This is a genomic window from Serratia sp. BW106 (assembly GCF_002607755.1).
GTDB classification, from domain to species: domain Bacteria; phylum Pseudomonadota; class Gammaproteobacteria; order Enterobacterales; family Enterobacteriaceae; genus Serratia; species Serratia proteamaculans.
The window spans coordinates 21,058-34,795 of the sequence record NZ_MCGS01000012.1 but is presented as its reverse complement, the minus strand read 5'-3'; the positions used below and the strand labels follow the sequence as shown (position 1 = coordinate 34,795).

At 58.4% G+C, this 13,738-nt stretch carries 12 protein-coding genes; 3 read left to right on the top strand and 9 right to left on the bottom strand.

Annotated elements, in window-relative coordinates; genetic code table 11:
• Window positions 1–63: 63 nt before the first annotated feature.
• From parE to nudF, 5 genes are read right to left on the bottom strand one after another with little or no spacing between them, the layout of a single operon-like run.
• Entirely contained in the window at window positions 64–1,959 is a 1,896-nt protein-coding gene (parE, locus tag BEI65_RS10530) for a DNA topoisomerase IV subunit B (protein ID WP_099063277.1), read from the bottom strand.
• 46 nt (window positions 1,960–2,005) lie between these two features.
• Window positions 2,006–2,590, bottom strand: coding sequence for an esterase YqiA (yqiA, locus tag BEI65_RS10525; RefSeq protein ID WP_099063276.1), 585 nt, complete (start codon window positions 2,588–2,590; stop codon window positions 2,006–2,008).
• Window positions 2,590–3,417: a 3',5'-cyclic-AMP phosphodiesterase gene (cpdA, locus tag BEI65_RS10520; RefSeq protein ID WP_085119261.1), complete on the bottom strand. Its 828-nt coding sequence runs from the start codon at window positions 3,415–3,417 to the stop codon at window positions 2,590–2,592. The genes yqiA and cpdA overlap by 1 nt, the downstream gene beginning before the upstream one ends.
• A gap of 27 nt (window positions 3,418–3,444) precedes the next feature.
• Entirely contained in the window at window positions 3,445–3,870 is a 426-nt protein-coding gene (locus BEI65_RS10515; RefSeq protein ID WP_099063275.1) for a DUF1249 family protein, read from the bottom strand.
• Window positions 3,870–4,502, bottom strand: coding sequence for an ADP-ribose diphosphatase (gene nudF, locus BEI65_RS10510; protein ID WP_099063274.1), 633 nt, complete (start codon window positions 4,500–4,502; stop codon window positions 3,870–3,872). Before nudF ends, BEI65_RS10515 begins: the two co-directional genes overlap by 1 nt.
• 286 nt (window positions 4,503–4,788) lie before the next feature.
• Between nudF and tolC the strand changes: the two genes are divergently transcribed.
• Window positions 4,789–6,297: an outer membrane channel protein TolC gene (gene tolC / locus BEI65_RS10505; protein WP_099063273.1), complete on the top strand. Its 1,509-nt coding sequence runs from the start codon at window positions 4,789–4,791 to the stop codon at window positions 6,295–6,297.
• 151 nt (window positions 6,298–6,448) lie between these two features.
• A complete protein-coding gene (gene dhaR / locus BEI65_RS10500) occupies window positions 6,449–8,395 on the top strand; it encodes a dihydroxyacetone kinase operon transcriptional regulator DhaR (RefSeq protein WP_099063272.1) in 1,947 nt (648 codons plus the stop codon).
• Window positions 8,396–8,403: 8 nt separating this feature from the next.
• Here dhaR and dhaM read toward each other — a convergent pair whose 3' ends face one another.
• From dhaM to BEI65_RS10480, 4 genes are read right to left on the bottom strand one after another with little or no spacing between them, the layout of a single operon-like run.
• A complete protein-coding gene (gene dhaM, locus BEI65_RS10495) occupies window positions 8,404–9,837 on the bottom strand; it encodes a dihydroxyacetone kinase phosphoryl donor subunit DhaM (protein ID WP_099063271.1) in 1,434 nt (477 codons plus the stop codon).
• An 11-nt stretch (window positions 9,838–9,848) separates the two neighbouring features.
• Entirely contained in the window at window positions 9,849–10,481 is a 633-nt protein-coding gene (dhaL, locus tag BEI65_RS10490) for a dihydroxyacetone kinase subunit DhaL (RefSeq protein ID WP_085119270.1), read from the bottom strand.
• A gap of 9 nt (window positions 10,482–10,490) precedes the next feature.
• Window positions 10,491–11,561 carry a dihydroxyacetone kinase subunit DhaK gene (dhaK, locus tag BEI65_RS10485; RefSeq protein ID WP_099063270.1) on the bottom strand — a complete coding sequence of 357 codons (1,071 nt, stop codon included), beginning with the start codon at window positions 11,559–11,561 and terminating at the stop codon, window positions 10,491–10,493.
• Window positions 11,562–11,613: 52 nt separating this feature from the next.
• Complete coding sequence (locus BEI65_RS10480) at window positions 11,614–12,720, bottom strand: glycerol dehydrogenase (RefSeq protein ID WP_099063269.1); 1,107 nt, start codon at window positions 12,718–12,720, stop codon at window positions 11,614–11,616.
• A 353-nt stretch (window positions 12,721–13,073) separates the two neighbouring features.
• On the opposite strand from BEI65_RS10480, the gene BEI65_RS10475 reads away from it, so the two are divergent.
• Window positions 13,074–13,736 carry a DUF1190 family protein gene (locus BEI65_RS10475; protein ID WP_099063268.1) on the top strand — a complete coding sequence of 221 codons (663 nt, stop codon included), beginning with the start codon at window positions 13,074–13,076 and terminating at the stop codon, window positions 13,734–13,736.
• Window positions 13,737–13,738 lie beyond the last annotated feature (2 nt).

Sequence of the window (13,738 nt, the reverse complement as noted above, 5' to 3'; positions counted from 1 at the left end):
GTCATCGGGCGCCGCATGCAGCGCCTGCGGGAAGAAAGCCCGGCGGGGAGCCGGGCCTGTCGGTCAGGCAGACAGCTCGGCCATATCGCCTTTGTCCTGCAGCCAGTTGCGGCGGTCTTCGGAACGCTTCTTGGCCAGCAACATGTCCATCATCGCCAACGTCTGATCCACGTCCTCGTCGCTCACCGTCAACTGCACCAGACGGCGGGTGTTCGGATCCAGGGTAGTCTCACGCAATTGCGGCGGGTTCATCTCACCCAGCCCTTTAAAGCGCTGAACGTTTGGCTTGCCCTTTTTGCGTTTCAACTGTTCCAGCACGCCGGCCTTTTCTTCTTCATCCAGCGCGTAGAACACCTCTTTGCCGAGGTCGATACGGTACAGCGGCGGCATAGCCACATACACGTGACCGCCCTTCACCAACGAACGGAAATGGCGTACAAACAGCGCGCACAACAGCGTGGCAATGTGCAGGCCGTCGGAGTCCGCATCCGCCAGGATACAGATTTTACCGTAACGCAGTTGGCTGAGATCTTCGCTGTCCGGATCAATACCGATCGCCACCGAGATGTCGTGCACTTCCTGCGAGGCCAGTACTTCATCCGAGGAGACTTCCCAGGTATTCAGGATTTTGCCTTTCAGCGGCATGATCGCCTGATATTCACGATCGCGTGCCTGTTTGGCTGAACCGCCCGCCGAGTCCCCTTCCACCAGGAACAGTTCGGTCATGTTCAGATCCTGCGACGTACAGTCGGCCAGTTTACCCGGCAGTGCCGGACCGCTGGTCAGCTTCTTGCGCACCACTTTTTTGGCGGCACGCAGACGGCGCTGGGCGCTGGAAATAGCCAGCTCGGCCAGCTGTTCCGCCGCCTGAATGTTCTGGTTCAGCCACAGGCTGAAGGCGTCTTTCACCACGCCGGAAACAAAGGCCGCACACTGACGTGACGACAGACGCTCTTTGGTCTGCCCGGCGAACTGCGGATCCTGCATCTTCACCGACAGCACGTAGGCGCAACGGTCCCAGATATCTTCCGCGGACAGCTTCACGCCACGCGGCAGGATATTGCGGAATTCACAGAACTCGCGCATGGCGTCCAGCAAGCCCTGACGCAGGCCGTTAACGTGGGTGCCGCCCTGCATGGTCGGGATCAGGTTGACGTAGCTTTCGGTCAGCAGTTCACCGCCTTCCGGCAGCCACAGCAGTGCCCAATCTACCGCCTCGGTATCGCCGGCAAAGTTGCCGACAAACGCCGCTTCCGGCAGGGTGATCAGGCCGTTAACCGCTTCCATCAGGTAATCGGTCAGGCCGTCCTGATAGCACCAGCGTTGCTCGGTGTTGTTCAGCTTGTCGATGAAGTAGATTTCTACCCCAGGACACAGTACCGCTTTGGCTTTCAGCAGGTGACTGAGACGCGAGACAGAGAAACGCGGGCTGTCGAAGAACTTCTCGTCAGGCCAGAAATGGATGCTGGTGCCGGTATTGCGTTTGCCGCAGCTGCCGGTCACCGCCAGTTCCTGCACCTTGTCACCGTTTTCAAAGGCAATGCTGTAGACGTTGCCGTCGCGCTTGACGTTGACTTCTACCCGGGTCGACAGGGCGTTAACCACCGAAATCCCCACGCCGTGCAGGCCGCCGGAGAACTGGTAGTTTTTATTGGAGAATTTACCGCCCGCGTGCAGACGACACATGATCAACTCAACCGCCGGTACGCCTTCTTCAGGGTGGATATCCACCGGCATACCACGGCCGTCATCGATCACTTCCAGTGACTGATCGGCGTGCAGGATCACGTCGATGCGCTTGGCGTGACCGGCCAACGCTTCATCGACGCTGTTATCTATCACCTCTTGGCCGAGGTGATTGGGGCGCGTCGTGTCGGTATACATGCCGGGACGACGGCGCACTGGTTCTAGACCGCTGAGTACTTCAATGGCATCAGCGTTATAGCTGGATTGAGTCATCGTTGAGTTTTTCGTGGTTAGTAAGGAAGGTGCCGGAACCGTCTGCTCAGACAGCGTTTAGCCCTAAAAAATCCACAATCTGGGGGAAGTAATGCTCGAAACCGACGAAGGCGTGGTTTCCACCCGACTCCACCGTCTGTCGGCATGCGGTGTAATAGGCGACCGCTTGCCCATAATCGAGAATTTCATCGCCCGTTTGTTGCAGCAACCAGATTAAATCCGGTGACTCCAAGGGATCGATCTGCATCGTTTTCAGATCGTAAACGTGACGAGACTCTAACACATATTGCTGGCCGGTGTAGGGGTTCTCGTTTTTGCCAAGGTAGTCAATCAGCAGTTCAAACGGCTTCACAGCAGGGTTAACCACTACCGCCGGCAGTGAAAAACACTGCGAAAGCCAGGTTGCGTAGTACCCGCCCAGTGAGGAGCCGACCACGCCTATCGTCTGCCCGGCTCGTTCCATCACCATGTTCTCGATCATTTCGGCCGCCTCCGCCGGGAACACCGGCAGTTGAGGCACCAGGACTTCGATATGCGGATGATGTTCGGCCAGCCACGCCTTGAAAGAGGTTGCCTTGGCCGAGAACGGCGAGCTGTTAAAACCGTGCAGGTAGAGCAGTGTCGAAGGCATCAATACCCATCCGAATCCATGTCGGGGCGGAAATCGTCGTTTTCCAGGCGGAAAACCTGCGTCTCGACGCGGCCGTCCGGCAGCAAATCAAGATAGCGCCAGCCGGGTGAAACCTCGTCGATAGTGAAATTGGTGCAATGCGGTTTGAACTGCACGCAGGTGGACGGCGATGCCAGCAGGCGTCGGCCCTGCCACTCCAGATCCAGCTCCTGGTGAATATGCCCGCACAGCAGGGTATTCACTTTCGGGTAGCGCAACAGCACCGCGCCCAGCGTATGCGGGTTGCGCAGGCTGTGTTGATCGAGCCAGGTGCAGCCGGACGGCAGCGGATGATGGTGCAACAGCATTAGGGTATAGCGATCGGGATAGGCTTGCAGGCAGCGCTCCATCCACTCGAGCTGATATTCGCTCAGCTCACCGTGCGGCACGCCGAAGACCTGGCTGTCCAGCAACAGCACCTGCCAGTGATCGCCCACCAGCACCTGTTTTGACGGGGCAATTCCGGCGTCGGCCAGTGCGTCGACCATCGCCGGCTGAAAATCATGGTTGCCCGGCAGCCAAACGCAAGGCGCCGGCAACCGTGCAATACCTTCGGCAAAGTGCCGGTAGGCGGCCAATGAATGATCCTGTGCCAAATCACCGGTGGCGACGACCAGATCAAAATCACGCTGCTGCGCCAGGATAGCGTCCAACACCGCGTGATAGCTGCGATAGGTATTGATGCCAAGCAAAGTCTCATTTTCGCCGGCAAAAAGGTGGGTATCTGTTATTTGCAGGATCCTGACCCTGGCCCCACTTGCCACGGTCGGTTTAAACAGGCTTTCCAAATGGTGTCCTTTGTTATCTCAGTCTGTTTAACAAACCGGAACCGCCATTGCTCCATGCGCCAAACAGTAGCGCAACCAATCAGCAAGAAACTGGTTAATTTGATGCTTTTCGTCGCGTTGATGCAACTTTTTGTTGGGATAATCATAACGTGCTTTAAAGCGATAGATCTGCTGACTTGAACACACTTCCGCAACCATCGCGTCATGATACAGCCGCACCGTCATCGCAGGCAGGCTCCAGTAGCTGACTGCCGGGACGGTCTGTTCGATCTGCACCAGCGAGGTATAGCGGGTGGATTCAATAATGGTCAGACGATAACTGGCGCCGTTCACCTGATAAGTCACCGTTTCACCCACTTCATCATTGCGCGGCATCAAGCGGCGCAATTGCGCGAAGTTGGTTTCGCACAATCTCATCATTTCGGGGAAATCAGGGGTATAGCGCTGTTTCATTAATTGGCCCACTCTTTTCTTAACGATTCATGGTGCAACGCCAGCCACTGCAATGCAATCACTGATGCCGCGTTATCAATCGCACCCTCTTCAACCCAACGGTAAGCCTGTTCGCGGCTGACCACATGGACCCGGATATCTTCATGTTCTTCTTCCAGTCCATGGATGCCTTCCGCCGTAGTCGCGTCCACTTCGCCCACCATAATTGACAAGCGCTCGCTGGTACCGCCAGGGCTGGCCAGGTAGCTCAACACCGGCTTGCAACGTCCGACCACGACGCCGGCCTCTTCCTGCGCTTCACGGCGGCACACGTCTTCAACACTCTCGCCGGTTTCGATCATGCCCGCCACCATTTCCAGCAGCCAGGGTGACCTACTGGTATCGACCGCAGCGATCCGCAGTTGTTCAATCAGCACCACCTCGTCACGCACCGGGTCATAGGGAAGTAATACCGCGGCGTGCCCGCGCTCGAAAATTTCGCGTTTAATTTCGGGACTCATCTCACCGTTGAACAAGCGGTGGCGGAAACGATATAAATTGAGTGAAAAAAAACCACGATAAAGCGTCTCACGTGCAATAATTTCTACATCATTTTTATCGAGAGTAACGGGCGATGGTTGCGAGTGGCTCATAAATGAATTCTCCAGCGTGAGTATGCCGATAAAATAAACAGTTTTGATGACAGAAACGGCGGGATAATCTTCCGCGGCTTTATGATAGATTGTGAGCCATGATATCAGGTGTGACGTACGCAGCCAGTTGAACTAAGGTAAACAGGCGGCCTGAAAGGTAAAAGTTACGCAAGATGGCACATTCAGCCACCTGAGGCGTACAACAGACTCTGTTAGAATCGGCAACTATTTCGTCTATCGTCAGCGCTAACAACATAGCAATATTGCTGCACAACAAGGAATGCAAATGAAGAAACTGCTCCCCCTTCTTATCGGACTGAGCCTGGGCGGCTTCAGTGCAATGAGCCAGGCAGAGAACCTGCTGCAGGTCTACAAACAGGCCAGGGAAAGTAACCCGGATCTGCGCAAAACCGCCGCTGACCGTGACGCCGCATTCGAAAAAATCAACGAAGCACGCAGCCCATTGCTGCCACAGTTGGGTTTGAGCGCCGGTTACACTTACACCAATGGCTACCGTGACAGCCGCGATGCCAACAGCGATGCCACCAGTGGCTCACTGGCGTTGACGCAGACTATCTTCGACATGTCCAAATGGCGTGCGCTGACGCTGCAGGAAAAAACCGCCGGCATCTCCGACGTGACTTTCCAGACCTCTTCGCAGCAGTTGATCCTCGATACCGCGACCGCCTATTTTAACGTGCTGAGCGCTATTGATACGCTGTCTTATACCCAGGCGAACAAGCAAGCGGTTTACCGCACCCTGGACCAGACCACCCAACGCTTTAACGTGGGCCTGGTAGCGATCACCGACGTGCAGAACGCCCGTTCGTCCTACGATACCGTGCTGGCGGCCGAAGTAACTGCCCGTAACAACCTGGATAACGCGCTGGAAAAACTTCGCCAGGTCACCGGTACCTTCTATCCGGAACTGGCCTCGTTGAATACCGACCGTTTCAACACCAAACGCCCGGATGCCGTAAATAACCTGCTGAAAGAAGCCGAAAGCCGTAACCTGAGCCTGTTGTCCGCTCGTCTGAGCCAGGATCTGGCCCGTGAGCAGATCCGTTCCGCACAGACCGGTTATATGCCTACCGTTGATTTCAGCGCATCCACCGCGGTTAGCAATACCAATAACAGCGGTTCACGTAACATTACGCCGGACAGCGACATTGGTCAGAACAAAGTGGGCCTGAGCTTCAATATGCCACTGTACAGCGGCGGCCAGACCAACTCGCAGGTGCAGCAGGCGCAGTACAACTTCGTCGGCGCCAGTGAGCAACTGGAAAGCGCCCACCGCAGCGTAGTGCAGACCGTGCGTTCTTCGTTCAATAACGTGAATGCCTCGATCAGCAGCATCAACGCCTATCAACAAGCGGTAGTATCTGCCCAGAGTTCATTGGATGCGACCGAGGCCGGTTACCAGGTCGGTACTCGTACCATCGTCGACGTGCTGGATGCCACCAGTACGCTGTATAACGCCAAGCAACAGCTCTCCAGCGCGCGTTATACCTACCTGATCAACCAACTGAACATCAAGTCGGCACTCGGTACCCTGAACGAGAACGACCTGCTGCTGCTGAACGGCGCATTGGGTAAACCGATTTCTACTTCGCAAGACGTGGTAGCCCCAGCGACTACGGCACAAGACGCTTACGCTGAAGGCTATAACGGCAACGCCCCTGCACCACAAACCTCCGCGCCAGTTGCTGCTGCTCCGGTTGACACCCGTGCCTCCGCGCCGGCGACCACCACCAGCCAGCCTGCACGCAACAGCGGTAACCCATTCCGTAACTGATGGATTTACGCCGCTGAATACGGGGTACGGCTTCTGCCGCACCCCGTTTTTTTTGCCGGGTCATCGGTTCTGCCCGCCGCCTCACAGCCCTTCCCCCACCCTGGAGTGGTATCATCCAGGTTATCGCTTTATCTCGTCTGGATGGGATCCGATGGAGAACACTTCAAGCTGGCAACGCCTGATCGAAGGTGACCTGCCCCCCGCGCAACGCCCTGCGCCGGCAATCTATGCTTCCTGGTTGCGTTGCCGCAGCCTGATGCAGCCCGCGGTGTGGAAAGCGCCCCACTGCGCACTCGGCGCCACCTTTAATTCCATCTGCCAGCGTAAGAATGACCTGCTAACGCTCGGTCAGGCGGCGCTGGAAGACGCCTGCGAATACATGGAACAGCGCCGCTGCCTGCTGATGATCCTCGACGAAAGCGGCTGCATGCTGTGGCTGTGCGGCGATGCCCCAACGCGCGAATGCCTGCAGCTATTGGGTTTTACCCCCGGTGCCTATTGGGCCGAGGGGGACATCGGCACCAACGCGCCGTCACTGGCGGTAGCCGAGGGCCACCCGATGCAGGTGCGCGGCAGCGAACATGTGCGCCAGGCGCTGCACGACTGGTCATTCTGCGCCACGCCGGTCTACGACAACAGCGGTCGTCAACGCGGTTCGATTGCGCTGGGCTGCCGGTTGGCCGACTGCGCCGCTGGCGATCTGTCACTGACGCTGGCGCTGGCACGCGAGATCGGCAACTCCCTGAACGCCGACAGCCTGCTGGCAGAATCCAACCGCCACCTGAACCAGCTTTATGGCCTGCTCGACGGGGTGGATGACGGCGTCATGGCCTGGGACCATCGCGGTTACCTGCAGTACATCAATCAGCGCGCCGCTTCCTTGCTGAAACTGGATGAGCAACAAAGCCAGGGCAAAGCGCTGACCCAGTTGCTGACGCTGCCCGCCCTGCTCAACCGCGCCATCGCCCAGCGGCAGCCGTTGCAGCACGTTGAGGTCACCTTTGAAAGTCAGCGGCAGTTTATCGCGACGCTGTTAACCCTCAAGCCAATCTTCGACGGTGAGCGCTGTAGTTTTATCGCCCTGCTGCATCCGCTAGAACGGCTGCGCCAGTATGTCAGCAGCCAATTGGGCCGTGTCAGCCACAGTTTTGAACAGATGCCTTCCGCCTCGCTGGAGATGCGCCGGTTGATCCGTTATGGCCAGCAAGCCGCGAAAGGCCAGCACCCGATCCTGCTGTGCGGCGAGGAAGGTGTCGGTAAGGAGCTACTCAGTCAGGCGATCCACAACGCCAGCGACCGCGCCGCCGGGCCTTATATCGCCCTCAACTGCCAGCTGATGCCGGAAGCGCAGGGGTTGCGTGAGCTGCTGGGCAGCGATGCCAACGAGGAAGAAGCGGGCCAACTCAGCAAGTTTGAACTGGCCAACGGCGGTACGCTGTACCTGGAACAGATCGAGTATTTACCGGCGGAGATGCAGTCGGCGCTGTTGCAGGTGCTGAAAACCGGCGTGGTGATGCGGCTCAATTCCAACCGGGTGATCCCGGTCGATGTGCGGGTGATCGCCAGCAGCGCCGCCGATCTGCCGCTGTTGGTGCAGCAGAATCGTTTTCGCCGCCAGCTGTTTTACAGCCTGCAGGCGTTCGAGATCCAGATCCCCTCGCTGCGCCAGCGACTGAGCGATATTCCACTGCTGGTAAAGCACCATCTGCGCACGCTTGAACAGCATTTTCAGTGCCGTTTCCGGGTGGATGATGAGGTGATGGCTCAACTCGGGTTGTATCTGTGGCCCGGCAACGATCTGGAACTGAAGGGGGTGGTGGAGCGCACCGCGATGATGTGTCACGGCCACCACCTGCAACTGGCGGATTTACCTGAACACCTGCTCAGCCACCAGCCGCTGCTGGAAAGTGAACCGCAACCGGGCATGCCGCTGTTGACGCTGGCGGAGATGGAACGACAGGCGATCATTCGCGCGGCCAACGTCAGCCGCGGACAGTTGAACGAGATGGCGCAGTTGCTGGGCATTGGCCGCACCACGCTGTGGCGGAAAATCAAACAATATCAGATTGATATCCGCCAGTTTAAGCTGCGCGCCTGAGGGTGCAATCAGTGGCTGAGTTGCAGCACACCACGCGCCGCGTCCAGCATCGCTTTCTGGCCGTTGCGGGTTTTGCTCATACAGTCGTTCATGCCGACCACCATCGGCATCCCCATCGCTTTCGCCAGGATCGCACTGTGCGACAGCGCATTGCCACCGCTCAGGCAGATGCCGAGCACCAGACGACGGTCGAGCATCACCACGTCTGACGGCATCAGTTCGTCCATCACCAGAATGGACGGCGCGGTCAGCGTAATCACCGGCAACGGCTGCTGTTGCAGATGACTCAGGGTGCGGCGCAGCATATCGCGCACGTCCAACTCACGCGCCCGCATATATTCATCATCCAGTTCGCGATACTCCCCGGCAATGGCTTCCATCTCCTGCCACCAGGCCTGCTCGGCACTGCATTGCTGCCGGGCGATGCGGGTATAGGCCGCCTGCTGCAGATCCGGGTCGTCAAGCAGCATACTGTGAGCACCGAAGATTGCCGCCTGCGGTTTGCCAATCAACGAGCCGGTGCGCTCCGCCAACCGATTCAAATCACTCAGCGTGTGCTGCAATGCCTGGCGTAGCCGCTGTTGTTCGTTCAGTACGTCGTCTGCGCCAATAGTACGCTCGACCACCGTCGGCCAGAAGCTGATCGCCTGCCACACCGGGCCACTGGTCACGCTTTCAGCCACCGGAATCCCGTGTAATGAAGGCAGACTCTGCTCGGAAACCGTTTCACCAAAGTGCTGCTCTGCCAGCGCGCTAAACGCCGCCAGCGCCTGATCGGCCTGCGGCCCGTCGGCAATCAGCCGGATGGTGTCGCCGTGGCGCACCAGCAAAAGCGCCAGCTGGTTAAGGCTACGCGGATTGGCGCACTGGCCCTGCTTTTCCAACACCAGTTCGGCATCGAACGGGGCCAGCGTTTCTGCCAGTCGGGCGGCCGGACGAGCATGCAGGCCATGCGGGTTCTGCACCGTCCAACTGACGCTTTTCCCCTGTGTCAGCGGCAACTCAACGCTGTTGGCCACCGGCGTGGCAGCTTCGCCCAACTGCGCCTGTTTGGCCTGCAGCGCACCCTGTGCTTCTGCCAGCACCTGTTCCAACCCCGCTCCGGCATTGGCGGCCACCACCGCGGCCAGCGTCCCCTCGACCAGTGGTGCCGAGCATAGCTTCACCTTGGCGGCCAACGACGGATCCAGCAGATCGATCGCGGTTTCGGCACTCAGCAGCGCACTGCCCAAATCCATCAACACCACAATGCCCACACCGTCAGCCACCGACTCAATGGCTTCCATCACTTTGATTGCATCGGTGCCTATCGGATGATCCGCATCATCGACACCCGCCGCCAGCACCAGTTTACAGTCGTCGCCGCGCATCATCTGCAACGCCAGCTCTTCAACCCCGCGCGCCAATAGCGCACTGTGTGAAACTACAACGATATTGATCATCTCGCCTCCTGCTATTGGCCGGCGACCGCTGCCAGCGTTTTCATCATCAACATCACCGAGGTGGCACCCGGATCCTGATGACCGATGCTGCGTTCACCCAGGTAACTGGCCCGCCCTTTGCGTGCCTGCATGGTGATGGTGCTTTCAACCGCCTGCTCCGCCCGTTCACTGGCGCGCTGCAAGGCCTCTGCCACGCTTAACTGCTGCTGAGCCGACTGGCCGAGGCTTTCCACCACCGCCCACCAGGCATCGCACATGGTTTTATCACCCGGCTCCGCCTTACCGCGCATCACCACGCCTTCGACACCCTCCTGCATCATTTGGTGCAGCTCCGCCAGATCCAGGCTCTGTTTGGCGTTGGCCGACTGTGCGGCACGGATAAAGAAGGTGCCGAACAGCGGACCACTGGCTCCCCCCACGCTGGACAGCAGCGTCATGCCGGTGTTCTTCAGAATAAAACCGATGTCTTTGTCCGCCACCGAAGGCAGCTTTTCTACCACCTTGTTGAAGCCGCGGTTCATGTTCAGCCCGTGGTCGGAATCGCCGATCTCGGTATCCAGCCGGGTTAGAAAATCACGCTGCTGGGTAAACACCTCACCACAGCGCATCAGCCAGTCGACCACTTGTTGTTTGGTTAACGCCATGATTCCTCCTCAGCAGCCCCAACGCAGCGCAGGTGTTTTCACCGGCGCATCCCACAAGGACAACAGTTCGTCGTCCACTTTCAGCAGCGTGATCGAGACCCCTTGCATGTCCAGTGACGTGCAGTAAGAGCCCACCAGGCTACGCTCAACGATCATTCCCGCCTCGGCACAACGCTCCGCCAGCCGGTGGTAAACGCCATACAGCTCGGACAGCGGCGTCGCCCCCAGGTTGTTCACCAGTGCGATCACCCGGTCGCCACGCGTCAGCGGCTGTTTGGTCTGTACTTCATCGCGCCATTCGCCCTGCTGACGATCCCAGACGCGGACAGTGCGCTGGTAGTGACCATGGTCGATCAGGGTATGGAACATGTCGTCCACCGCCGCATTAAGGGTGGTGAACGGGCGTCGCGCAATGCCTGGCTCGCCGTGAATGCCGACGCCGAATTCCATCTCGTTTTCCGCCAGCACGAACGAAGGTTTACCGGCCGCCGGCACGGTACAGGCACCCAGTGCAATACCGATCGAATGCCCGTGATTATTGATACTGTGCCCCAGCGTCACAATGCTATCCAGGTCGTCGCCGCGCGCCGTTGCCGCACCGAGCAGTTTCTCCATCAGCACGGTATTGGCCACCCCGCGTCGCCCGGCGGTGAACAGGCTGTCTTTCACCGCCACATCATCGTCCACCAGCACCGTCGCCACCTGGGTACCGCTGTCGTGCAGCAGTTCGGTCGCGGTTTCAAAGTTCAAGATGTCGCCGGTGTAGTTTTTAATGATCAACAGCACCCCGGCACCGCCGTCGATCGCCTGGCCGCACTCGTACATTTTATCCGGCGTGGGCGAGGTGAAAATTTCCCCCGGGCAGGCACCATCCAGCATGCCTTCGCCGACAAAACCGCAGTGCATCGGCTCGTGGCCGCTGCCGCCACCGGACAGGATCGCTACCTTGCCCGCGACCGGCGCATCGGCGCGGGTGACAAATACCGGCTCCTGATGCACCAACAACTCTGGGTGAGCCTCTGCCAACCCCAGCAGTTGCTCTTCCAGTACCGACTCAACTTTATTGATCAGTTTTTTCACGGTTATTTCCTCGTTTGGCCGATGGGACGCAGCCTGCTGCGCCCCTGCGGTATCAGCTTGAGTGTTGTTGCAGCCAGGCACTGCCCAGCCGATCTGCCGTCAAAATGGCCGCCTGTACGCTGGCAGGCGTGACCTCGAACGGCATGTTGTGGATGGTTTCACCGGCCGCGCAGCTGGCTTCGGCCACCGCCATGATTTTCGCTGCCGGATCGCCGCTCACACCCATTTGCGCCAGCGTGATTGGCAAGCCGAGACGCTGGCAGAAATCCAGCACCGTTTCGATCTGTTCCATGCTGCTGTTTTGCAGCACCAGCTGTGACAGCGTGCCAAACGCCACTTTCTCGCCGTGGTACAGGTGATGGCACTCTTCCAGTACGGTGAAACCATTGTGGATAGCGTGCGCGCCCGCCAGGCCACTGCTTTCAAAACCGATGCCGCTCAGATAAGTATTGGCCTCGATAATGCGCTCGACCGCCTCCGTCACCACCCCGGCCTCAACCGCCAGCTTGGCCTTCACGCCCTCCGCCAGCAGCGTTTCATAACACAACCGCGCCAGACTCAGCGCCGCCAGCGTCGATTTGCCGCCCGCCATGCTGGTCGCCTGAGCATCGAAACAGGCCTGTGCTTCAAAATAGGTCGAAAGCGCATCGCCCATCCCCGCCACCAGCAGTCGCACCGGTGCCTTGGCGATAATCGCGCTGTCCATCACCACCATGTCCGGGTTGCGCGGGTAGATAAGGTATTCGGCAAATTCGCCCTGTTCGGTGTAAATCACCGACAGCGCACTGGTGGGAGCATCGGTAGACGCAATGGTCGGGATCAGTACCACTGGCAGATGCTGGTAATGCGCGATGGCCTTGGCGGTGTCCAGCGTTTTACCGCCGCCGACACCAATCACACCGCGGCAACCATGAGCCTTCAGCTCCAGGCCCAGCCGGTCGATTTCTTTATGGCAGCATTCGCCGTTGAACACACAGGCGTGATGCTTCACCCCGTGCTGATGCAGGCTGCCCATCAGGGTATCGCCCGTCAGCTTCATCACGAAGTCGTCGGCAATCACAAAATAATGGTCGGCAAGGGCTTTAGCGTATTCGCCCACGGCGGCCAATGCGTTGGCGCCCTGGATGTACTTGCCTGGAGACTGGATGATTCTCAACATAACCGGATCCTTGTAGGGAAATTGGCGATGGTAACGTTCAGATATCAGGTGATAGATGCGTCGGTCTTGTGCCGTCGCGTTGTTATGAACTGACTATAGGGCTTGCCAGACGCTTTAGGTTCTTCGACTTTTTTGTTTCATTATGGAACGTTACTTTCGTCTCGATGTTCCAAAATGAAACTATGACGCGGCTTTTTTAGCCGGTAAAGCGAACTGGCGCACAACCTAACGTATAGCTGCGTAAAGAGTGGATTCTGTGGGCATTTCAGCTTTAATTTTGACCATCTTTCCCCTATCCTTACCGCCATTACTGGGAATGGGCGAATACAGCCCGACTGATGGGATGAATAACGATGAAACGGACAAAAAACATCAACCGAGAGACGTTCCGCAAATCCTGGCGCGACTACCGCGTTGCGCCCGTAGCTTTGGCGATCAGCGCAGTCTTTATGCTGGCCGGCTGCGAGAAGAGCGATGAAACGGTCTCTATGTATCAGAATGCCGACGACTGTTCGCGCACCAATCCTTCGATGAGCGAGCAGTGCACCACCGCCTATAACAACGCCCTGAAAGAAGCCGAAAAAACCGCGCCAAAATATGCCACCCGTGAAGACTGTGTCGCCGAGTTCGGTGAAGCGCAATGTACACAGGCATCAGCTCCGGCCCAGGCCGGCATGGCCGCTGAGTCACAGAGCAGTGGCAGCATGTGGATGCCGCTGATGGCAGGTTACATGATGGGCCGCATGATGGGCGGCTCCGGCTTTGCTCAGCAGCCGCTGTTCACCTCTAAAAACGCTGCCAGCCCGGCCAACGGCAAGTTCGTTGACGCTTCCGGCAAGAGCTACGGCCCGGCGACCGCCGGTGGCCGCACCATGACGGTGCCGAAAACCGCGATGGCACCTAAACCGGCCGTCACCAATACCGTCACCCGCGGCGGCTTTGGCGAATCCGTTGCCAAGCAGACCAGCATGCAGCGCAGCAGCGCAACCTCCAGCTCACGCAGCATGGGCGGTTAATG